The organism is Pseudomonas sp. NY15354, from assembly GCF_048068075.1.
Lineage (GTDB): Bacteria > Pseudomonadota > Gammaproteobacteria > Pseudomonadales > Pseudomonadaceae > Aquipseudomonas > Aquipseudomonas guariconensis_C.
The window spans coordinates 48,775-70,656 of record NZ_JBLUPV010000025.1 but is presented as its reverse complement, the minus strand read 5'-3'; the positions used below and the strand labels follow the sequence as shown (position 1 = coordinate 70,656).

At 53.2% G+C, this 21,882-nt stretch carries 17 protein-coding genes and 7 pseudogenes; 12 read left to right on the top strand and 12 right to left on the bottom strand.

Features of this window, described 5'->3' with window-relative positions; genetic code table 11:
- Positions 1–208: 208 nt before the first annotated feature.
- A pseudogene (locus ACNFCH_RS20085) lies at positions 209–623 on the bottom strand (orotidine 5'-phosphate decarboxylase / HUMPS family protein); the annotation flags it as partial.
- Here ACNFCH_RS20085 and ACNFCH_RS20080 point away from each other — a divergent pair.
- A pseudogene (locus ACNFCH_RS20080) lies at positions 623–730 on the top strand (DUF2897 family protein); the annotation flags it as partial. The pseudogenes ACNFCH_RS20085 and ACNFCH_RS20080 sit on opposite strands and share 1 nt — an antisense overlap.
- 127 nt (positions 731–857) lie before the next feature.
- Here ACNFCH_RS20080 and ACNFCH_RS20075 read toward each other — a convergent pair.
- The 4 genes from ACNFCH_RS20075 to ACNFCH_RS20060 all read right to left on the bottom strand — a co-directional run bounded on the left by ACNFCH_RS20075 (position 858) and on the right by ACNFCH_RS20060 (position 4,265).
- Positions 858–1,190 (bottom strand): ComEA family DNA-binding protein, encoded by a 333-nt coding sequence (locus ACNFCH_RS20075; RefSeq protein ID WP_416743463.1) that lies wholly within the window; start codon positions 1,188–1,190, stop codon positions 858–860.
- Positions 1,191–1,399: 209 nt separating this feature from the next.
- On the bottom strand, positions 1,400–1,948 hold the full coding sequence (rfbC, locus tag ACNFCH_RS20070) for a dTDP-4-dehydrorhamnose 3,5-epimerase (protein WP_416743461.1): 549 nt from the start codon (positions 1,946–1,948) through the stop codon (positions 1,400–1,402).
- A gap of 214 nt (positions 1,949–2,162) precedes the next feature.
- Positions 2,163–3,095: a KpsF/GutQ family sugar-phosphate isomerase gene (locus ACNFCH_RS20065; protein WP_416743459.1), complete on the bottom strand. Its 933-nt coding sequence runs from the start codon at positions 3,093–3,095 to the stop codon at positions 2,163–2,165.
- 198 nt (positions 3,096–3,293) lie between these two features.
- Positions 3,294–4,265 carry a glycosyltransferase family 2 protein gene (locus ACNFCH_RS20060; protein WP_416743457.1) on the bottom strand — a complete coding sequence of 324 codons (972 nt, stop codon included), beginning with the start codon at positions 4,263–4,265 and terminating at the stop codon, positions 3,294–3,296.
- 354 nt (positions 4,266–4,619) lie between these two features.
- On the opposite strand from ACNFCH_RS20060, the pseudogene ACNFCH_RS20055 reads away from it, so the two are divergent.
- Positions 4,620–4,881, top strand: a pseudogene (locus tag ACNFCH_RS20055) (transposase); the annotation flags it as partial.
- Between the two features lie 6 nt (positions 4,882–4,887).
- Here ACNFCH_RS20055 and ACNFCH_RS20050 read toward each other — a convergent pair.
- Entirely contained in the window at positions 4,888–5,445 is a 558-nt protein-coding gene (locus tag ACNFCH_RS20050; protein ID WP_416743455.1) for a hypothetical protein, read from the bottom strand.
- 975 nt (positions 5,446–6,420) lie between these two features.
- Here ACNFCH_RS20050 and ACNFCH_RS20045 point away from each other — a divergent pair.
- The 8 genes and pseudogenes from ACNFCH_RS20045 to ACNFCH_RS20010 form a co-directional block, all read left to right on the top strand.
- A pseudogene (locus tag ACNFCH_RS20045) lies at positions 6,421–7,113 on the top strand (IS5 family transposase); the annotation flags it as partial.
- Between the two features lie 544 nt (positions 7,114–7,657).
- A complete protein-coding gene (locus ACNFCH_RS20040) occupies positions 7,658–10,078 on the top strand; it encodes a hypothetical protein (RefSeq protein ID WP_416743453.1) in 2,421 nt (806 codons plus the stop codon).
- Between the two features lie 20 nt (positions 10,079–10,098).
- Positions 10,099–11,193, top strand: a complete 1,095-nt coding sequence (locus tag ACNFCH_RS20035; protein WP_416743451.1) for an NAD-dependent epimerase/dehydratase family protein — start codon at positions 10,099–10,101, stop codon at positions 11,191–11,193.
- A 12-nt stretch (positions 11,194–11,205) separates the two neighbouring features.
- Complete coding sequence (locus ACNFCH_RS20030; protein WP_416743449.1) at positions 11,206–12,156, top strand: glycosyltransferase; 951 nt, start codon at positions 11,206–11,208, stop codon at positions 12,154–12,156.
- A complete protein-coding gene (locus ACNFCH_RS20025) occupies positions 12,156–13,286 on the top strand; it encodes a glycosyltransferase family 4 protein (RefSeq protein ID WP_416743447.1) in 1,131 nt (376 codons plus the stop codon). The genes ACNFCH_RS20030 and ACNFCH_RS20025 overlap by 1 nt, the downstream gene beginning before the upstream one ends.
- A gap of 74 nt (positions 13,287–13,360) precedes the next feature.
- Positions 13,361–14,761, top strand: coding sequence for an MBOAT family O-acyltransferase (locus ACNFCH_RS20020; protein WP_416743445.1), 1,401 nt, complete (start codon positions 13,361–13,363; stop codon positions 14,759–14,761).
- Entirely contained in the window at positions 14,736–15,986 is a 1,251-nt protein-coding gene (locus tag ACNFCH_RS20015) for a hypothetical protein (protein ID WP_416743443.1), read from the top strand. The genes ACNFCH_RS20020 and ACNFCH_RS20015 overlap by 26 nt, the downstream gene beginning before the upstream one ends.
- 5 nt (positions 15,987–15,991) lie before the next feature.
- A complete protein-coding gene (locus ACNFCH_RS20010; protein WP_416743441.1) occupies positions 15,992–16,909 on the top strand; it encodes a glycosyltransferase in 918 nt (305 codons plus the stop codon).
- Between the two features lie 360 nt (positions 16,910–17,269).
- On the opposite strand, the pseudogene tnpC reads toward ACNFCH_RS20010, so the two are convergent.
- The 3 genes and pseudogenes from tnpC to tnpB (ACNFCH_RS19995) all read right to left on the bottom strand — a co-directional run bounded on the left by tnpC (position 17,270) and on the right by tnpB (ACNFCH_RS19995) (position 19,307).
- Positions 17,270–18,813 (bottom strand): annotated as a pseudogene (tnpC, locus tag ACNFCH_RS20005) (IS66 family transposase).
- Between the two features lie 18 nt (positions 18,814–18,831).
- Positions 18,832–19,071 (bottom strand): IS66 family insertion sequence element accessory protein TnpB, encoded by a 240-nt coding sequence (gene tnpB / locus ACNFCH_RS20000; RefSeq protein WP_416743439.1) that lies wholly within the window; start codon positions 19,069–19,071, stop codon positions 18,832–18,834.
- Positions 19,025–19,307, bottom strand: a pseudogene (gene tnpB / locus ACNFCH_RS19995) (IS66 family insertion sequence element accessory protein TnpB). The gene tnpB (ACNFCH_RS20000) and the pseudogene tnpB (ACNFCH_RS19995) overlap by 47 nt, the downstream one beginning before the upstream one ends.
- A gap of 91 nt (positions 19,308–19,398) precedes the next feature.
- Here tnpB (ACNFCH_RS19995) and ACNFCH_RS19990 point away from each other — a divergent pair.
- Positions 19,399–19,581: pseudogene (locus ACNFCH_RS19990) on the top strand (IS66 family transposase); the annotation flags it as partial.
- Complete coding sequence (locus ACNFCH_RS19985; protein ID WP_416743467.1) at positions 19,564–19,740, top strand: transposase domain-containing protein; 177 nt, start codon at positions 19,564–19,566, stop codon at positions 19,738–19,740. The pseudogene ACNFCH_RS19990 and the gene ACNFCH_RS19985, both read left to right, overlap by 18 nt.
- An 89-nt stretch (positions 19,741–19,829) precedes the next feature.
- On the opposite strand, the gene ACNFCH_RS19980 is transcribed toward ACNFCH_RS19985, so the two are convergent.
- Genes ACNFCH_RS19980 through ACNFCH_RS19970 form a run of 3 tightly spaced genes read right to left on the bottom strand, consistent with a single transcriptional unit; the run spans position 19,830 to position 21,831 of the window.
- Positions 19,830–20,456: an acyltransferase gene (locus ACNFCH_RS19980; RefSeq protein WP_416743437.1), complete on the bottom strand. Its 627-nt coding sequence runs from the start codon at positions 20,454–20,456 to the stop codon at positions 19,830–19,832.
- Complete coding sequence (locus ACNFCH_RS19975) at positions 20,456–21,220, bottom strand: TylF/MycF/NovP-related O-methyltransferase (RefSeq protein WP_416743436.1); 765 nt, start codon at positions 21,218–21,220, stop codon at positions 20,456–20,458. Before ACNFCH_RS19975 ends, ACNFCH_RS19980 begins: the two co-directional genes overlap by 1 nt.
- 2 nt (positions 21,221–21,222) lie before the next feature.
- Positions 21,223–21,831: a Wzt carbohydrate-binding domain-containing protein gene (locus ACNFCH_RS19970; RefSeq protein ID WP_416743465.1), complete on the bottom strand. Its 609-nt coding sequence runs from the start codon at positions 21,829–21,831 to the stop codon at positions 21,223–21,225.
- Between the last annotated feature and the right edge of the window lie 51 nt (positions 21,832–21,882).

The window sequence follows — 21,882 nt, the reverse complement described above, 5'->3', positions numbered from 1 at the left end:
TATTAATATCGTGCACAAGAACGCCGGTTTGTAGATGTGTTTGCTCGCACGAACATCATCCATCAAACCGGCGTTCTTGTTTCTGTCTTTCCCGGGATTCCGTGAAGAACCTTTTTTTCAGCATCCAGGCATCGCGCTTCTGGCCAAATGTGACAGGCCAGATGCCCATGCTAAGCATCAGCCGTGAATTTCTGCCGCGGCAGCTGCCAGCGCTGCGCGGGGTCAGGATCCGACGCTGATCATCTTGAGCACCGCCTGCTGGGCGAACACCAAGGGGTGACCAACTACAACGAGAGATGCATAGCCTTCAATGCCTGGGCTTCCAACGCCAAGCACACCAGGCCATCCATACCAGCCTTCTCAGCAAGCGCCGCCAGACGCAGCACTTGCTCCTGCGGATCGACGTCCAGGCCGATGCCGGCCAGGTCTTCGCGCTCCATGCTGATCAGCACGGTCACACCAATCAGCAAGGGTTACAGACCACTGCGTTTGGCCAGCACTTCACGACAGGCCGACATCATCCACAGGCCACCCGAGCAATGCACATTGACCATCCACACGCCCATCTCAGCCGCAGCCTTGACCGCCATGGCAGTGATGTTGGAAATGTCATGAAATTTGACGCGATACGGCAAAAAAACTGCCTTTGACGGAAGAGCAACTCCGAAAAGTACATAAGCGCAACGTTGAAACCGATGCCAAGGATGCGCAGGACAAGCAAGGACCGTGAGGCTTTCCACGTATCGCCCTGCTCGCTTTGCAGCCCATCGCCATCCCATCGGCGATGGGCTTTGGGTGAGGCCGATACAACCGCCCCGAGCCTTACGCGAACAGTATTGCGCTACTCAACGACCACGTCATTCAACCGTCACCTTACTGCGATTTCGCTCCAGCAACGCATTGCCTACACCCTTGATCTCCAACAGCTCATCCACTGACGTGAATGGCCCGTTGGCTTCTCGGTAGGCCACGATGGCATCGGCCTTAGCCTTGCCAATCCCATTCAGTTCCCGCTGCAAGGTGGCTGCGTCAGCCTTGTTCAAATCGACCAGCGCCGACTGAGCGTCGACTTGATGTACCAATAGCATAGGCTCTTTAACCGCACCGACAGTGGTCGGCTCGGCATTCGCCGAAAAAGACAGCCCGGCGAAGAGTGGGAGCAGCAGGAAATTGAGGACAGTATTGCGCATGTAGGGTCACTCCTTTGAGTTGAAGGGTTATGCAGCTGTTTCCATGGCTGCACTTCCAATCTAGTGACTCATGCACCGTCACACCAGCGCATCGTAGCGCTGGAATTGTGACCGAATTAAACGTCTCTCCATATTACGCCTCCGCCTGGTAAAGATTCCCACGGCAAGCGCGTACAGCCCCTACTCAAACAGATGGAGAAATCCTCGCCTCAATCGAACAGGTCGGCCTGCTCCAATGCCCTACCAACCAGATCTTTGGCAGAGAGCAAGGGCTCGAAATCGATTGGCCATTTGACCTCAATCTGCGGATCGTTCCAAGCAATACAGCGCTCGCTCTGGGCTGCATAGAAGTCAGTGGTCTTGTAAAGAAACTCCACGGTGTCACTCAGGGTCACGAAACCGTGGGCAAATCCTGGCGGAATCCACAACTGGTTATGGTTCTCAGCGGACAAGACGGCACCAACCCACTTGCCAAAGGTTGGCGAGCTGCGACGGATGTCTACCGCCACGTCGAATACTTCACCTTGTACAACACGCACCAGCTTGCCTTGGGCGTGAGGCGGCAATTGATAATGCAAGCCACGTAATACACCTTTCACCGAACGGGAATGGTTATCTTGGACGAAATCGTACTGCCGGCCAGTCACTTCATTGAAAATACGAGCATTGAAGCTTTCGAAGAAAAAACCACGTTCATCACCAAAAACCTTGGGAGTGAACAGGATGACATCGGGGATTGCCAATGGAATAGCGTGCATCAATATACCTTTACTTCGAGCAAGTTATCAAAAAATGCCGGCAGCTGTTGTTACACAACTGCTGCGCCAGGCACTCGAGTGCTTTCGACGCGCCCCTGCGCCACGGTAGCAAATTTCGACCAAGCGAACGACCTCGTGGCCCTCGCACGCAACGCACTGGCCGACGATCCGACAATCTGTCGGAAGTACGCGCAGGCATTGGGCCAACTATCACTCAATCGAAGATTTCGACCACCCCTACTACCGCTCCCACACCGTCGGTTACCGCCAATGCACGAATCTTCTTCTCCAGCATGTAAGCCTCGGCCTCCGAAAGCTGTGCGTCTTGCCCGATCGTATGCGGATTCGCCGTCATGAACAGTGCGACCGTCCGATGGATGATACCCTGATCATCCAACAGCGCCCGGCGCAGATCGCCATCAGTCACAATGCCAACCAATCTGTCATTATCCATGACCAGGGCCAGGCCAAGGCGACTGCGGGTCATCACAAGCAAGCAATCATGGAAACTGGTCGTGCTTGCAACGATCGGCGCCGGCGCGTGCATCACATCGCGCACTCGGGTTAACAGCTTGCGGCCAAGGTTGCCACCGGGGTGATAACGGGCGAAGTCCATGGGCTTGAATTGAATCGCTTCCATCAACGCCACAGCCAATGCATCCCCCATCGCCATGGTTGCCAAGGTCGAAGTGGTCGGCGCCAGGTTGTTCGGGCAAACCTCGCGGGCGACCGAAATATCAAGCCAGATATCGGCATGCTTGCCCAATGTGGACGCCCCGTTACTGGTCATGGCAATGATGCGATTGCCGAATGACTTCAGGCTCGGGATCAGCTTGATTAGCTCTTCAGTTTCACCGCTGTAGCTGATGAGAATCAGCACATCGATAGGCTTGAGCATGCCCAAGTCGCCGTGAAAAGCTTCCGCAGGATGCAGGAAGAAGCTTGGGGTTCCAGTGGAAGCGAAGGTCGCGACCATCTTCTGACCGATCAGGCCGGATTTTCCCATCCCGCAAACGACGGTTCTACCCTGGCAACCAAGAATCAACTCGACGGCATGCTGGAATTCGCCATCAATGCGATCAGCCAACTGAGTAACAGCCTCGGCCTGGGCAATGAGTGCTTGCTTGGCGATGGTAAGGTGATTCATTTTCGTCCCTGACGAGAGCAAATATTGCGAAGGGTGAATAGTATGTTTTTTTTGCCTGTCAAGCAAAGCATATGCCCTCCCTGCTGATGCCTGCCGACCGAATGCGATCCTCCCGCCAGAAGCCCGCCCCGGCTCGCGCAGACCTGAAGGCAGGGCGATTGCTGCAAACTCGCACTCTATCAAGGGCGAATAAACACCTCACAGCTGCTTGAACAAGGCGGCAACCAACAATTTGACGTTGCCAGAAAATGTTTGACGATACACCCTTGTCTGCAAAAGCAATTTCAAGCGTTTGATCAACGGGCTTCTTCTGGCGAGTGCGAACTGCTCTAGAAGTTGACGATGCTCCAGACCCAAGCAGGCTTTATGTTGCTGCAAGACCTTCAGGTTCATCTCGTTCCATTCGCTGAAATGCCCGCAAAAAGTCTTGCTCAACCTGATCAAACGACTCTTGATTGCCGTGCTGGAGCCGATCAGGTTTCCACCGTGTTGGCGGTACAAGAGCGTTGGAACGGGGTCGTATACAATCCCCCCCCCGTAGCTGCTGACGATCAGATAGGTGAGCCAATCATGCGCCACGATTTGAGCATCTTCCGGCGTCGAACGGAGCAGTTCACGGGCTCGGAGATTGATCAGCATGGTATTGGCGCCCGCGAGGCTTTGAACCAACGCGTTACGCAACCCTGGACGCTTGGTGAATAGCGGCGAAAATCCTAGATGCCTCCCCGATCTGTCGACAAGTTCGGTTCTCGAGCAGTAGAGCGCCGGAACTTCGTGACTCACGGTCCGTAGCGCCGTCACCCCCCTAGCCAGCTTGTCTTGCAGCCAGATGTCATCCTGGTCACTGAATGCAAAATACTCTCCCCTGACTGCGGGATTGCAAATCAGAGAGATGAAGTTCCTGGCAAAGCCCTGACGAGGGCCATGCAGTATCACAAGTCGCTCGCCCAGCGCACGCTGATACTCTGCCAGGATCTCGAGAGTGCCATCCGTCGACCCATCATCCGAGGCGTATGCAACCCAGTTCCAGTGGGTTTGACGAATAAAGGAGTCCAGTTGCTCACGCAAGTACTCAGCGCCATTGTAGGTGCAGAGAAGAATCGCAATTAAACATGGGTTGTTCGGCTTATCTGGGGAGGTACCGAAGGGTGGAGCGGCTGCGGTAGGCATGGCTGGTCGGTTCTTAATGTCTCGCAGATTCACAATTCAAACATCTCACTGTTTGATATTGCTCTCGAATGATGGCGATGGTACGCCAAGACCTCGCCACTTGTCATTTCCAGGATGGCATTCAGCCCATGAAAAGTCACCGGATGGAGCACTTGAGACTAAACTGCCAGCACGCCACCAGACCGGAGATCCAATAGCTCACCGCCCTGAAAATCAACGCCCCTTGGCCCAAAAGCCTGCCACCTTCTCACAGGCCTCACGCGATAACCTATAAGGACTCTCCGATCAAGTCAGCACAGGCCGCTCGACCTGTGCTGAAATAGCCCTCCGCTCAGCCCCCAACAAGCATTACCCATGACTCAGATGAGCTTTTCCGATTTCGAGTACGCCAGTAAGCACAAGCAGACCCGCCGTGAGAGTTTCCTAGCCGAGATGGAGCAGGTTGTACCGTGGAGCGGTTTGGTGGTATTGATCGAGCCGCATTTCCAAAGGCCGCGGTGGTCGCAAGCCGTACCCACTGGAAACCATGCTGCGTATTCACCTGCTGCAGAACTGGTTTTCGCTGAGCAACCCGGCCATGGAAGAAGCACTGTACGAAATCACTTCGATGCGCCAGCGCCACCTATTTTAAAACGATAGAGGCTGATTGAGCCTTCTCTAGCAAAGCTATTGTGGCCTGCCCATATATAATTGCTCCCTCCTTTGAAAGGCGCGCCGCATTGAAAAATACAGGCTTGCTCTTACCGTCAACTACAAGGCATTCATCGACAGCCGGGCAAGTCGCCTGCATCATGTCTATGTATACGGTGTTTGGTATCAGCTTTAGTGGGGCATTGATTTTTTCGGTATCAAGACTCTTATAATTTGCAGCGTAGCGACTTAGGCCGGCCGTTCTTCCGAGACTTGTGGCAATGAATGCACTATCCTTCGACAGATCCTTTCTGCCGAAAATGTAAATTTCAGCTTTAGTATGAGCCGAGAGATTTCTGAGCGCCTCCAAATAGTAAGACTCAGCAAAGTCACGCCAATAAAACGCAACAAATATCTTATCGACTTGCGAAATTAAATTCTGATTTCCGGCCCTCGCAAGCCCTAATTCGCAACGCTTTACGTATTCGGGTTGCTTTATGGTTATCGGGTTTACTTGGGTGAGAAATGATTCTTGCTTCCCTTTTTCCATCAATGGCGTACCGCAAGCGCTGTCCACAACCCGAGATACCATACCATATTGAACTTAGCGAGATATCCTGCTCATTGAGGATATTCACTAAGTCACCGGCCTGCAAATCTCCAATCACCAAAACTTTCTTTTTCTCAGGCGCGACGTCAAATCCTTCTTTTTCGTCCAGGGATCTGATTTGTGCAAAAACGTATATGGAGCCTTCCCTCTGATCGATATTTCCGATTTCCCGAATCTCTTGCGGGATTCGCCATGCCCATCCGTTTTGCGCCCAGCTGCTAGCAGCTGGAATTATCATTAAAATCGCGACAAACGCGGTCACTAAAGAAAATTCAGCACCACTTAACCGAGCCGCCCGCTGATACCGAAAATAGTTATCCACGCAATAATAAAGGAGCAGAGAGAGAGAGAGAGAGAGAGAGAGCAAGAGTACCTAGCACCAGTAAAAATTTATGCAGACCTTTTAGATTACCTAAAAGCGCATAACTGGCAAATACCAGCAAAGGCCAGTGAACGAGATACATTGAATAACTAATCTTTCCAATCTGAGTCACAGACCTAGATGCGAACAAGCGCAAGAGTGAAGAACTTCTCCCACCCAGAATCACTAAGGCGGCGCCAGATGCAGGAACCAACGCAGCCAACCCCGGAAAAAGAGTTCGATTGCCATTGAAAAAAAATATAGTATAGGCGATCAGCAACACTCCAACCGCGTAAGCAATATCAGAAAAAATTATTGAGATTGTACCTTTCTAAAAATACTACCAAACCACCAATCAAGAACTCATTAACCCTAAAAGGCGCTAGAAAAAAAACACCCGACGCGCCCATCTTTAAGTAATAGGCAGCAGCAACTGTAACACCCCCTATGAGCGCCATCAAGACCAACTCGACCCGTTTAGTCAAGCGCATTATCGCGATCAGGCCAATAGGCCACACTGCGTAAAACTGGCTCGACTGACGCTCAGCGCGCCGATTCCCGAAGACACGACGATCATGAATTTCCGACACCTACTGGAAAAGCATCAGCTCGCGGCAGAGATCCTGGAAATCATCAACAACCACCTGCAAGACAAAAGCCTGTCGCTGCGTCGAGGCACGATTGTCGACGCCACCATCATCCACGCGCCCAGCTCGACCAAGAACAAGGAAGGCAAGCGCGATCCGGAAATGCATCAGATAAAGAAAGGCAACCAGTAGTTATTCGGCATGAAACCTGCTTATCGGCGCCGATGCTGAGTCGGGTCTAGTGCATCATGGCCACGACACTGCGGCGAATGTGGCTGACGTGACGGAAGTCGATCAGTTGTTGCATGGCAATGAAAACGTCGCATGCTCCGATGCGGGCTACACCGGCGCGGAGAAAAGGCTAAAGCATGAAGGACGGCAAGTGATCTGGCAGATCGCAGCCCGCCGCAGTACCTAAAGCACTTGAGCAAACGCAGTGCTCTCTACAAAGCCAAACGTCAGATCGAGGAGGTCAAAGCGCAGACACGGGCGAAAGTCGAGCATCCCTTTCGCGTGATCAAACGCCAGTTCGGTTATGTGAAAACCCGTGTCCATGGGCTGGCCAAGAACACGGCGCAACTGTCCACGCTGCTTACGCTCTCGAATCTGTGGATGGTGCGCCGGCATTTACTGACGGCCGTGGGAGAGGTGCGCCCGTAAAGCCTGATGACCAGGGCTTTGCCCCGGCTTTTCAATAATCAATACCTGTAAATCGAGCTTTTCGTGAGGCTAAAAGTCGTCCATTGCCGGTTGCTGGGTGACTTGTTCGGAGACTCCCTGACACTTTGCCACCATCCAATTTTCCTCCAGATATGGCCGAAAAGCCCTGAAAATCCGAGCCCACCCGCAATCCGCCTGAATATCGAAGGGACTGGTAAAGAGTCTGCCCCCCCCCTAGCCACAGGTTTTGATTGACACAGATCACACCTCCGCCGGACAGCATTACCCTGCGTCTACAAAATTTCCACCGCGAGATTCGTTTCGGTAGAATAGCGGCCAGTTTCTATCCGAGTGAAGACCTCCCACCATAGGAGGCTGGCCTCAAAGGATCATGGGAGCCTCGGTCTCAGTGTAGGACCCGAGGCGCATGGTGCATGCATGGGCCCTTCGCCTGGATGCCCGAAAAACTCATTATTCAAAAACATTCTGACCATCTGCGCACTCAGCACACCCTCCCACTCATTAATCAGGCAACGAAGATCGAATGCTGAAGGCAGGAGAACAGTTAGGGATGAATAACCCTCAGAATGAACGACCACTGGTGATCGGCTGGTGCGTCTCTTCGTTATCACTGAATATCGCAAGCGTCAGGTATCGTGCGGTCTTGCCAATAGTCGCGTTGGAAGCGCTTGGACATACCTGCCAGCTCTTTACCAGCGCCAACCCTGTCAATCTCAAGTCCCTCGATGTCCTAGTCGTTGTCAAAGACTTCGGCATTGAAACTTATCAGCTTATCCAGCGCGCGAAATCTCTGGACATTCCAGTCATCTTTGATCTTTGCGATAACATTTTTGTCGAGGGCTATGGTAAGTACTCGGTCAACACCCCAAGCAAATTGTTTCTCGCCATAGCCGAGTGCGCAGATGCGATCGTGGTCACGACGACACCGCTGGCCAATGTAATCATCACGCACGCCCCGGGCGCACAGATTGTCGTCATTCCTGATGGCATCATTTACGAAGAAACCAACGCTGCGTTGGACGCGCGCCTGTTGGTTGCCCGTGCAGCTATAAAGCCAGCCCGAAAGATACCAGGCCTGAACCGGTTGAAGCAGTTGCGCCACCTGATCAAGGTTTTGGGCGGGGCGTCCCTGCGCGCACTGATCAGAAGGTTTGCGAAGCGATGGCTCGGCCCGGTGGCCAGCCAATGGCGCTCATTGCTCACCCTGGGTTTCTGGAAACATCAAATCGAGCGAATGCTGGCTCGCTTCAAGGCAAAGGCAAAGACGGCTTCCGCTCGTCGACAGTCACCCGCCATCAAGCCTGACCCAGTGACCGAAGCATCGCCAACACCCAATGCCTCCCAGTTGCTCTGGTTTGGCAACCATGGTGCCGAATACGCTGACTTCGGCATGCTGGATCTGCTCCGGATAAAAAGCGAACTCGAAGCCATTGCGCTGGAGTATAACGTTGAGCTGGTCGTTGTCAGTAATAATCGTGAAAAGTATCTGGCTTATATCCAGCCGATGGCGATTCCCTCCCGCTATGTCGAGTGGTCACCGACCTCCATTGACAGGGAGCTGCTGAGAGCCGCACTGGTGCTGATCCCGAACTCGCTGGATGCGTTCAGCATCTGCAAGTCCGCCAATCGTTCGGTTCATGCCCTGATCCACAACCTTCCCGTTGTCGCGACCAGCACGCCGAGCCTTTTACCGATTGTGGATGGCCTGGCGGTCGATGATTTCAAGGCCGGCCTGAGAAGATACCTTTCATCCGCCCGGCATGCTGCCGAGGATGTCGCGAGAGGACAACAACTTGCGCAGACTCATTTCGGGCCTGCGGTGATCAGCGACGCTTGGCAGCGTACGCTGAGGAGCGTCATTACCAACAACGGTATTGAAAAACCCATCCCGGAGATAATTTTTGCGCTCAACCTGATTCAGGATGTGGAGGTCATGCTTCCGATCATCTCTGAAGCGCAGAAGCGTGCGATTCGTTTTGAGGTGTGGAGCAGCTCGGCGCTCTTGAAAAAGCATCCGCGCGTGTTCGGTATTCTTCAGTCGGCCCAGGTTTCTGCGACGGTAATTCTGGAAAGCGAGGCAGATCGCTCGCCGGCTTTCGCATCTGGCACAAAAGCGCTGCTGACGGTCACCGAAACCAACCTCGCACCTCATATCTTCACCCGGACACTGACGAGCCGCGCCAATAAAGCCGGGCTTAAAACAGCTACCATGCAGCACGGCTTCGAAAACGTCGGCCTCACTTACAGTGATGAGATCCACCACATCAGCAAAGTGAACTTCGCGTCCGAAAAGGTCTTCCTGTGGGGGCCCCTCGACACTTTGCACCCCGACGCCAAGTCGCCGACGCGCATCAAATGCATCCCCGTGGGCTGCCCCAAGCCCATTGGCGAAGCCGTCGCAAACCTCGACCACCTGATCGATCCTGCAATCCCGATCATAGGCATCTTCGAAAATCTACACTGGCATCGTTACAACGAAGCCTATAGAGCCTTCTTCATTGATGGGGTCGTGGCACTGGCAGCGCGCTTCCCTGGCGTTACCTTCTTGATCAAGCCCCACCAGGCTGGCGCATGGCTTACCAAACGCTACAAAGGCGATCGACCCGTTGCACCCAACTTGGTAATTGCAGATCCGGAAAGCCTGGAGTGGCAGCATTTCACAGTCGATCAATTGCTTGGCAGAATGGCCGGCGTCATCACGTCACCCTCGACCATCGCCCTGGATGCAGCGCGCCGAGGGCTCAGCGTCGGTGTTGTCGCCCATGAACTGCAACTCGACCAATACTCCCCCCTGCCTAAGATCAGCTCGATGCAAGACTGGGTAGACTTCGTCGCTAGCGCATTGGCCAACACCGACACTGACGAACGATCCAGCGATTTTGTTAAGCGTACCGTCATCGAAGGACCGGCAGCGTCCAAGATATTGGATGACTTGATTGTTTAATCGTAATTATGGAATTTGAAATGACCGAAAATATTCTGGTAACTGGCGGTGCAGGATTCATTGGTTCTCGCCTGACCACCGCACTGTTGAGGCAAGATCCATCCCGCAAGATCTGGATCTTTGACAACCTGCATCCCCAGGTTCACGGCGACGCTCCAGCGACCCCAGAGTTCGGCGCGGGCGTCACCTTCATCAAAGGCGACGTCACCGATGCCTGCGCGCTTGCAGATTGCGTCAGTGCCTGTAATCCAAACATCGTCTATCACTTGGCAGCAGAAACCGGTACTGGCCAATCGTACGATGAGCCAACTCGCTACTGCGCTGTGAATGTCATTGGCACGACGAACCTTATTGAAGCCTTGCGCACCCAACACAATGTCAAGAAAGTCGTACTGGCAGGCTCCCGCGCCGTCTACGGCGAAGGTGGTTACGCCGATGCCAAGGGCCTGGAGTTCGTTGGCCTTCCTCGCCAGCCAGAAGCGATGATAGCCGGAGACTTTACGGTTCCCGTCCCTGCCAATGCAGAGCTGCCTGCGCACCCGATTCCGAGCCACGCGGGCCTTCCGCCGGCACCGGCATCCGTCTATGCATCGACCAAACTGATGCAGGAATACCTGCTCTGCCAAGCAGGTGAAGGTGCGCCTTGGGATGCCGTTATCCTGCGCTTCCAGAACGTCTATGGGCCTGGCCAGTCGCTGCGCAATCCCTACACCGGCGTGCTTTCCATCTTCTCTCGGCAAATCCTGTCCGGCAAAGAATTGGCCATTTATGAAGACGGCGAGATCGCACGGGATTTCGCCTATGTCGACGACATCGTCAGCGCACTGGTCGCGGCAGGCAAAACCGACATCAAACACGGCACCATTCTCGATATCGGCAGCGGCAAGCCCGTTTCGATTCTTGAAGTCTCAAAAATGCTGATGCGCGCCCTCGGCAAGGAAGACGACAAATTCAAGATCACAGGCGACTTCAGGATCGGTGACATTCGTTATGCCTGCGCAGACATTACCGCCGCCAGACAAACCATGGACTGGAGCCCGCAAATCAGTGTGGAGGAAGGCATCAGGCGGCTGGCTGACTGGGCAAAAATCGAATGCAGCAACGTACAGGACTGAGGAGGGCTTATCGTGTCGAAAGATGAAGTTATCAGGGTTTACGTTGGCGTGGACCGGTCACAGCTTCTCGCGGTACCGGTTCTTGAATACTCCATCAAGCGCCACACCACCGCCAAGGTCGAAGTCATCCCGATGCTCGACCTGCCAGTGCCTGTACCTACCGACCCGCGAAACGGCCAGCGCACCGGCTTTTCGTTCAGCCGCTTCTGCATTCCAAAACTGGCGGGCTACAAAGGCAAAGCCATTTACATGGACGCCGACATGCTGGTGCTTCGCGACATCAGGGAACTATGGAACATTCCGTTTGATGGCGCGAAAATCATCATCCAACAGGAGGTCAAGCATACCGAGGACACCACGCAAAAGATCGGTGCTCCGAAAGTGCGCAAAAAGCAATGCGCAGTGATGTTACTCGATTGCGAGCGACTGGACTGGAACGTGGAAAAGATCGTTCGCGGCATGGACGAAGGGCGCTACGACTATGATCAATTGATGTCGGAACTGGTCATCCTAGACGAGGCGCATGTGAAGTACGGCGTGCCCTTTGAGTGGAACAGCCTGGAACACTGGGACGAAGAGACCCGCCTGATCCATTACACCGACGTTTACACACAACCATGGTCGGCGTCCGGCAATAAATTCGCCTGGGTGTGGTTCAAGGAAGTACGCCGGATGCTGGCCGACAAGAGTCTCACCGAAGCGGCGATTGCTGAGGAAATCAAGCTGGGTTACTTCCGCCCATCGCTGATCAGGGATATCAAATATCGCCACTTGATACCTGCTTTACTGCACAAACTGTGGGACACCAAGAACGCCGCTTTCGACAGGCTCTCTGGCTACGTACCTCACAAAGCGGTTTACGAAGCAAAGCGCAAGCGGCAGCAGATCATCAAAGAATACGAAGCCCAACTCAAGGCCAAGGAAGACGCTGACTCTGTTGTGCCCAAAGAGGCTCGCAATTGATGATCGCATTCCTCAAATTCTTGATTAAGAAGGCGCCCACCGATCGCGATAGCACATTTGACTTGCACCACGCCGGCAGTGAGGGGGCACCCAATGTTCTGATTTTCACAGAACATGTGAATGCCACGTATTTCATCAGTTTCGACATCCCGCTCAAAGAGATGCATCGGCGCGGCGAAGTTAACTTCGCCGTTGCCTCGCAGAAACTGGTGAAAAGTAACGGAACGGGGGCTCTTCAGGCATGGAATGCCACGTTCCGTCCTGACGTCGTGGTCATGACGCGCTATGGACTGCCGCATGGGCGACAGATCCTTGATTACTTCAAGCAGCAAGGTGTCCCCGTCATCTATCACATCGATGACAACCTGCTGGAAATTCCTCACTCGTTGGGTGCCGAAATCCAGAAGGTGCAGGGCGCCAGAGAAGTGATTGAAGAGCGCCACTACCTGCTTGAAAAATGCGACCTGATCTATGCGTCGACGCCTTATCTGGCCAACCACTTGCAGGGGCTTTTCCCCAAACAGCGCGTGTTCCATGGAATGTACGCCCCCTACATGGCTGAGCGCGTTGGTGAAATTACCAAGCCACAGCGTGATTACCCGGTAATCGGCTACATGGGATCGAAGGGCCACCAGGAAGACTTGGACCTAGCAACGCCTGCCATCGCTCGTTTGCTGGACGAGCGACCTGAACTGCATTTCGAGGTTTTCGGCACTATCCAGATGCCGGGCGAGCTGCTCAGATTCGGTGATCGGGTCAAGAGCCACAAGGTGAATCAAGCCTACAGTGGATTTCTGACAACGCTGGCTTCGCTTGGCTGGGATGTCGGCCTCGCCCCTCTGGTGAACGAATCGTTCAACTTGTGCAAGGCGCCGACCAAATTCATCGAGTACACAGCAGCCGGCATTCCGGTGGTAGCCTCGGACATCGCGGTGTACAGCCGAGTAATTCCTGAAGGTGGCGGAATGCTTGTGCACGACAATTGGTATGCCGCCATCGGCCGCCTGCTGGATGGTCCTGAACTGAGAGCTTCGAACCTAAAGACCGCCCGAGCGTTTTGCCAGAATCAATTCTCCGAAAATGCACTGCAGCAACAAGTCAAGCACGTATTGGCCAAAGTGATGGAGTAACGCTCTCGGTGAAGGCCTGACAACGCCTTCCCCCATGATCGTGCAACGCCTCAATAAAAAGGAACAAGATACAAATGCTTTTCAACTCCATGGAGTATATAGCACTCCTCGCTGCAACCCTTACATGCTATTGGCTTTGTCCTTGGCTCAAGGGCAGGCAATGGATTGTGCTGGTCTCAAGTCTCTATTTCTACTTTAGTTGGAGTAAAGCATTCGGCCTAATGCTAATCGGGGTTATCTCCATTAACTGGCTGATCGCTTCTCGCATCGCCGCTAACCGTAGCAGAGCATGGCTGATTGGCGCCTGCGTGGTAAACTTGTTGTTATTGTGCTACTTCAAGTACATGAACTTTTTCCTGGAGAACATCCAGGCGGTTGGGGAGCTGTATGACCCTAACTACCAGATCGGTTTGCTCAAGATCATTCTCCCCTTGGGCATCTCCTTCTACGTGTTCGAGTTGATCTCGTACCACGTCGATGTCTACAAGGGTCAGTACAAGCACGAAAAAGACCCTGCTATTTTTGCGATTTTCGTATTGTTCTTCCCCCACTTGATTGCAGGCCCCATTTGTCGAGCGGCCCAGTTTTTACCGCAAATAAAGATCAAACAGGTACTGAATCTCTCTCATTTTTACAACGGCCTCTATTATTTCGTTGCCGGCCTGGCCCTCAAATGCGGCATTGCGGACGGACTAGCACCGTACGTCAACATTATTTTCAAGGACCCTGAGCACTACTCAGGCCTAGATAACCTGATGTCTGTCATTGGATTTGGTGTACAGATCCTATGCGACTTCTGGGGTTATTCGCTGATGGCACTCGGCGCGGCCTTGCTGTTCGGCTACGTGTTGCCCTACAACTTCAACGCGCCCTACTCCTCTGCATCGATCAAGGATTTCTGGCGCCGCTGGCACATCACATTGAGTAACTGGCTTCGCGACTATCTTTACATCGCCATGGGGGGCTCAAGAACCTCCGCAGAGTGGAAGATACTGCGCAACTTGTTCCTCACTATGTTGCTCGGCGGCCTCTGGCACGGCGCCAGTTGGAACTTCATCATCTGGGGTGGCATCCACGGCGGGGCGCTGGTCGTGCAGCGCCTCTTTGAGAAGCTCAATCCGCAAACCATCGCCCGCAGATTCTTCAACCTTCCCGGCCTGTCTTGGCTGCTGACGATGACCGTGGTGTTCTTTGCCTGGATATTCTTTCGCGCCGCAGACACGCACTCGGCGTTTTCAACCATTGGCACTATCTTGACCGTTGCGCCGGGATGGAGCGAAACCAAAATCGCGCCCGTGTTCTACGAGCTCCTTCTGATTTATCTGCCATTGCAATGGTTGATACACAAGACAACCTACCAGTTCGACATAACAAACTTCAGAGCTCTCGGATGCGCGCTGACGTTCATGACACTCGCTTTGTTCTCTTACATCTATTATGTAGACGGCAATGACTTCATATATTTTCAATTCTAAGAGTGACGCGCTCACTCGCCACAAACTGATAAAACTCTATGCGTTGACCTTCTGCCTAGTCGGTGCAGGTTTTCTCATCGCAGAACTCGCCATTCGGCATTACTTCGCTCATGAAGAGACGTATGCCGAGCCCGTGTCTGAGCTCATTCCCCGCCTAGCCACCTCAACCATATCTGATCGGGAAATAGGCAACCAGTTCCTTGCTCAGAATGTCGCGCTTTTCAGCCACTACCCCGTACCCGATGAGGTGACGGCGGGCTATGTCGGAACCTCGAGGACAAAAATCCTTCAACCTAGCCACTTAGGACTCGAGGGAAGGGTTGTCGGGGCAGGTAATACCTATAACGAAATTTCCTATGGCCTCATCTTACAAGCAGATATTTTACGCCTACGCTTTCCCCATCTGAAAACGGTGTATGTCGAGACCTCTCTGTTACTCAGAAGGCCCGGGCGCTTCATGGTTGAGCCCGATCACCTGAAATACCTTCCCCTCCTGCAGTCGCTAAAACCGCTTTGCAGCACGCAGCAAGAGATTCCTGGGTGCAGCGCTGTGTTCGCAGGGGCTGACGCCCGCGTGCGACAAAAGAAATTCCGTTGGCAGTCCGCACTTCACCAGTACCGAAACCATCTTAGATTTTCGTCTTTAGCAGCCGACTCCAAAACGGAGATGCAGGCCCAAAACGATCCCTTCCTGAAAACACTGACATTCCGGGGTGAGCGAAACGACACCTTGCCGCCGACAATGCCCGCGGCGAAGCTTCTTCCAGAAATAAACAACGATCACATCAAAGTCCAACGCTTGCGCGACATCCCTACCAACGCGCCTTGGGACGGGCTTTTCGACATGTTTGCCGAGTGGGGCAAGGCTCACGGCATTCAGATCGTGTTCTATCAACCCCCTGTGCGCTCGGATCTTTACAATTTCCAGAAGCAGTATGGGCTGGCAGAGCATGTCAATGATCTAAAACGCATTTCATCGAAGTACGGGTTGCCTTTCATCGATCTGAACAAGTTAGAAGTCGGCCTTATGCAAGACTGGCCATTGTTTAGCGATGAGGACCACTTGGGTACCTGCAGGGGCAGCACATTGATGATGCTGGCGTTGGAGCAAGGTCTGATCGAGTTCAAATCCAATAACGTACTTGAGCCCGCCATCCAGCGTGAACAGCTGGATCAAAGACTGGCAGCATCAGGTGCTTGCGTAGACAACCAGTCCGCTAAGTGACTGACATGGATGAAACAATGGCATTGACTACGAGCAACCACGAACCGGTCCGCGTTTTTGTGGCCGCGACGCCAGCCGAATGGCTACCCATGAAGGTCCTGGAGTTCTCGATTCGTGAGCAAACAGATCTGCCGGTGGAGCTGTCGGCCATCTACACACATGCTCGCAACATCCCCGTCCCCAAGGATCTGGCTAACAGGGCTAGAACACCATTTTCCTTCCAGCGTTTCTTGATCCCTGAACTGTGCAGTTTTCAAGGCAAGGCCATCTACCTGGACGCGGACATGCAAGTTTTCCAGAACATTGATAGCCTATGGAACAGCCCGTTCAATGGATGTGATCTGCAAACGGTGGGCAGCGCGGCAGGTGAGCGTCGTTCACAGTTCAGTGTGGTTCTACTGGACTGCGAACAACTGAACTGGAAGATCGAGGACATCATTGCGCAACTAGACAGCGGTGCCCTTGACTACCAGACCCTCATGTTCGACATGAAGGTCGCCAAGTCAATTTCCTACGATATTCCCGAAAAATGGAATTCGCTTGAACATTTCGAGCAAGGCCATACGTGCCTGCTCCACTACACTGACATGAACACTCAACCCTGGATATCGCTAAACAATCCCAACGGACATCTTTGGCTGGCATGCCTCAGGCGAGCACTTGATCGAGGATTTATAACGCCGGACCAATTGCTCCATGAAGTAACGCAAGGCCATGTACGCCCCTCATTGATCAAGCAAGTCTCGAGCAGCCCGCTCACCAGCTGGAGGCCTTCAATCACGGATATCTGGCAAGACTTGTGTTTCACGCCTCCATTTTATTCAATCACGGCCTCAAGCAAAGGTGCAGTACGCACAGGGTTATCCAAACTCTCACGTGCTGTAAAAATACTCAAACTACTCACAACGAGACAGGCATTCTAATAACGGTATATTTAAATCGCTCGAGTAACCTCTCCGACGCCCTCACCGAAGAGTACACTAGGCCGCCGCGACGGCGGTCCAGTGTGCCAGTAGTCCGGTCGCGGTAGGAATGGCCGTCACCTGCCCCTCCCCCCCCGCACAGATCCGTACATGCGGAATTACCGCATACGGCTCCTGCCTTGGGTTTTGACGCCGAAGCGGGTTATGGGATGCGGATGCATTGATAGCTCTCTTGGATAGGGTACGAACAGTCGGCTCAGCGCAGTCATGCGCTTCCAGTTTAGGCAGTGTCGCTGACTTCGTCGCTTAAGGGCAGTAAGCGATCCATAAACCCCACCTGCCGTAGGATGGGGCCGTGGGTTACTGTGGCTTCACCGATTTGCAGTTCCACGGCAACAGCGCTTCGTAATCTTCAACCGACGAAGCAAGTGGCAGGCGCTCCAGGGCGTGGCGTAGCCACGCATAGGGCTCCTGGCCGTTGGCTTTGGCCGTTTCAACTAGGCTGTAAAGCTGCGCACTGGCCGCAGCGCCTTTAGGTGTGGCGCTGAACAACCAGTTCTTTCTGCCAATCACGAAGGGACGTATCGCACGCTCGGCAGCGTTGTTGTCGATGGGCAAGTAGCCCTCCTCGGCATAGCGCTCCAGCTTGCTCCAGTTGTTTGCCAGGTAGGTAACCGCTTTACCCAGTGCATTCTGGGTAGACACGAACGGAAGTGTTTTTTCCATCCAGGCTTTGAGCTGCCCCATAACGTTGACACTCATATTCTGGCGGGCTTTTTTCCGCTGCCCATCGTCTTTCTCTCAGTAAGCGATCTCGATGCCATATAGCTTACCGATCATTTTCAATGCGATATCCGCACGCCCCGTCTTGCCTTTCGGCTGCACGTTCTGCGCGTCAACAAACTTACGCCGTGCATGCGCCCAGCAACCCAGACGTTCAATGCCGGTCTGTGCACCCAAAGCGTTGTAACCGCCGTAGTCGTCAGTCATCAAGTAGCCGCGATAGCCACCAGGCAGGCGTGTGGGTACCTCCTGCGCGCGACTGCTGGAATAGTCGAACAGAATGACCGGTTTTTCAGGTGGACCGCCCGTTTGCACCCACATCCAGGATTGGCTGCCCGGCTCACAGCCAGGTTCTTTCAATACCTGAACGCGGGGTTTCATCGCAATGGATGACGGGGCCGCTCAGTAGGTTGTCACGCATCAAGTTCAGCAGCGGCTGGAAGTGATCACAGCATTGGATCACCCAGCGAGCCAAGGTTTGCCGAGGAATATCAATACCGTGGCGACCCAGCACCTTTTCGAAACGATGCAGCGGTAAACCATCCACATACTTGGTGGTCAGCAGCATCGCCAGGACACTCGGACTGGCCATGCTCTTTTCGATCAATTGAGCTGGCTTGTCTGCTGTCACCGGCGCTGATTCGCAACATGGCAAGCATAAACCTTGCGCACATGCTTGATGACGCGGATCTGCATCGGCACGATCTCAAGCTGCTCACTGATCTCTTCGCCGATGGTGTGCTTCCGGAAACCGCAGGTGCAGGTCAATTCATGCTCAGGCAGCTCATGAACAACTTCGATGCGTGGTAGATCTGCGGGCAGTGGTTTGCGATTTCCACGTTGCGCTGTTGGTGCAACGGCTTCTTCTTCCGTCGTTTCGGCGACAGGTTCTGCAACACTTTCGCTTCATTGAACAGGGCCAGTTGCGGCGTCAGCGGATCAGCTGACTGCTCAGACTTACGTCCGAATAAGCGCTGGCGCAACAGGGCATTCTCTTCTTCAAGATGAACGATCTTGCCCTTGTCCGACTCGCGCTCGCTGATCATCTGCTCGAGCAGTTGCTTGAGCAGTTGCTTGAGCAGAACAGGATCATCAGGAAGGTCTCTGGGCATGGAAATCACGCCGTGGATTATACCGATTCAGACTACAAAGCGCGGCGTCAGAATCTGATGTGGACGGTTACGCCAGAGGTCGAAGCCGTCGAGCAGCCAGTTTAGTTCCTGGACAGTCAATACGATGGCCTCGTCGGTGGCGTCAGGTGAGGTTTTGAAGCGCTCAGACTCCAGGCGCTTGAGCCAGAGGCAGAAACCGTTGCGCTCCCAGTACAAGATCTTAACGCGGTTGCGCGGTTTGTTGAGAGACGAAAAGCACCGGGTCAAACACGGCCATTTTGATATCAGACTCCAGGCGCTTGAGCCAGAGGCAGAAACCGTTGCGCTCCCAGTACAAGATCTTAACGCGGTTGCGCGGTTTGTTGAGAGACGAAAAGCACCGGGTCAAACACGGCCATTTTGATATCCAGTTCGACCAGCGTGGTCAGGCCATCGATGGATTTCCGGAAGTCGACGGGCTTGGGGTATAGATAGACTTTTTCGACTTTGGCGTCGGGTCGCATCATGGTGAGCGGGCCCCACAGAGAAATCGGGAGCACAGCATCGGGGATCAGGCGAGTGCCTTGAAGGTGGGGTTCTTGGAGCACTTACGAAAAGACTCAGCCCCAAGTGACCTCGCAGAACGCACTCGGCAAAGCGATCAACTACTTGGCGAAAAACAGGAGCAAACTCGAACGTTACGTCGAGGAAGGCTTTCTCCCATGGACAACAATGCCACCGAACGCGCCATCTGCCCTCGTGATCGGCAGGAAGAACTGGTTGTTCAGCGACACGCCGAAAGGCGCTGCTGCCAGCCTGGTTGAAACCGCCAAAGCCAACGGCCAAGAGCCCTATGCGTGGCTGCGCCACGCACTGGAACAACTGCCACTTGCTTCGACGGTTGGCGACTACGAAGCGCTGTTGCCGTGGAACTGCAAACCAGTAATGCCACGGTAAACTGAGATCTCACCTTGCGGTAGGTGTGGTTTATGGATCGGTTACGAAGCACCACTTCTATTTCTCGTTACAGCCGCCGAAAATCAAGATCAGCTATCGTGCTCAAAACCAGGGCGGTACTTGATCAGCCTCGCCGGCACGCCACCTGCTATCCCGCCCCGATCAATAGATTTGTTGACGACCGCACCTGCTGCCACAATAGCACCATCTTGAACAGTGACGCCGTCCAAGATACGACACCCCGTGCCAATCCAAACATCGTTGCCAATTTGAATGCCTTTCTTCAGCAGCCCCTGCTTGGCGATAGGTACCGTCGCATCATCATAGATATGATTTGCAGGAATAATAACGGTGTGTGCGGCGATGCGCACATAGGAACCCGTCTTGAACCCACCATGTCCATACACGACACAATAGGGGTTGATCGAGTTCGACCTACCCAACTCAATGCGACCAGACGGCCCGGTTTCCAAGATCGCACCATACTGGATGATACTGCCATCGCCGATTGTGATACTTGCATCAGCATTGGTACAAATCAGTCTTGCTCCTGACTTGATAACTACTCTTTTGCCAATCACGATATTTTCAGCATGCCCTTCGAAATAGGCATCGGAGGCGACCTGCGCCCCCTCACCTAGCACCACCGAAGGCTTTTCTTCACTCTTCGGCTGCAGAGAGACTAACTGCTTTATCTTCGACAGAATAGAAAACATTAATATTTCACAATATAGGCTTTTGTTCTATTCGGAGCATCATAACCATAACGGAGCTGCGCCAGCTTCTCACGCTTATCGAGGAAGAACTGATCAATCGCCTTTCCTGCCATTGGGTAGTTCACCGAATTGTAATCATCAAAAAAGATCACTCCCCCTCGAACCATCCGAGGATAAAAATACTCCAAGCATTCAATATGGGGCTCAAACAGGTCGCAATCAATATTGACGTAGTGATATTTACGTTCTTCCAACAATGGCAGGGACTGACTGAAGAGCCCCTCTATTAGTTCGACCTGCCCCGTCAAACCGGCTGCATCCACCAGTGCTTGCACGCCGGCTCGGGATGTTTCAGTAAAGAGTGTCTGGTTTCGGTATACCGCATCTTCCGGCGCCAGCAATTTATCTTGTTCAGAAAGAGGAGGTAAGCCAGAGAATGTATCCATTCCAATCATTTTGAAAGGAATACCGCTCTCAGATGCGAATTTGGCGCATGCCACCAGGCTACTCCCGGTGAAGACACCACACTCGACCGCATGGAATGAATTCAGCCGACGAATCCCTCTGCGCCAGAGAAAGCTTCCCCAAGGATTACGTTCTTTAAGCTGACGCTCGGCGCGCAGATAGTTGGCAATTGCAATCTGAAAACCATGCAAGACCGGCACCCGCTCAAAGAATATATCAGGAAACGGTGGAACATGCGGAAACGCCATGGATGCATTGAACTTGACTTTCTTCGGCTTTGCAGCTTTGCTAGCAGACATTTTCACACCTTATAACTGGAAAGCGCCAAGCCCAGATCGATAATACCGGTTTGGCCCGACACTGAAGCGACATCGAAACTGAAGAAATTCTGCGACATTTCGATAGGTATCGCAGCATCGCCAACGACTTCGTTAACAATATAGCTGAAGAAGTATTTACCACCCAGCAATCGATTACTAAAAGAAAACGAAAGTTTATATTCGTCTCCTTCTTTAACACTCTGCAACATAGGACCGACTTCAGAGCCATCGATCGCGCACACCGAGATACCCGAACTATTTCGGATACCGAAGTTAAACGCTATGCACTCAACTGCACGGGGGGCCCTGAAGGTCCCGTTGAAAACAAACTGATTGGACGCCGAATCAAAATCGAGAGAAAAATCCCGAATAGTTTTCGCTACGACTCCGGTTTTTGCAGCGATCGACTTCGAAGACTTGTTCTTTGGCTCATGCTCGCTTCTGATATTTTTATAAACTTCGATAGCCTCGAAGACCGTACCATCGTGGATTTTTTTCCCGCCCTCTATCACGATGGCACGCGTACAGAAATTAGCAAGCAAGTTCTGGTTGTGCGTGACCAGCAAAAATGTCTGCCCGGAATCACGCATTTTCCGAATGCGCTCGTAACATTTCATCCGAAAACTGGCATCGCCAACAGC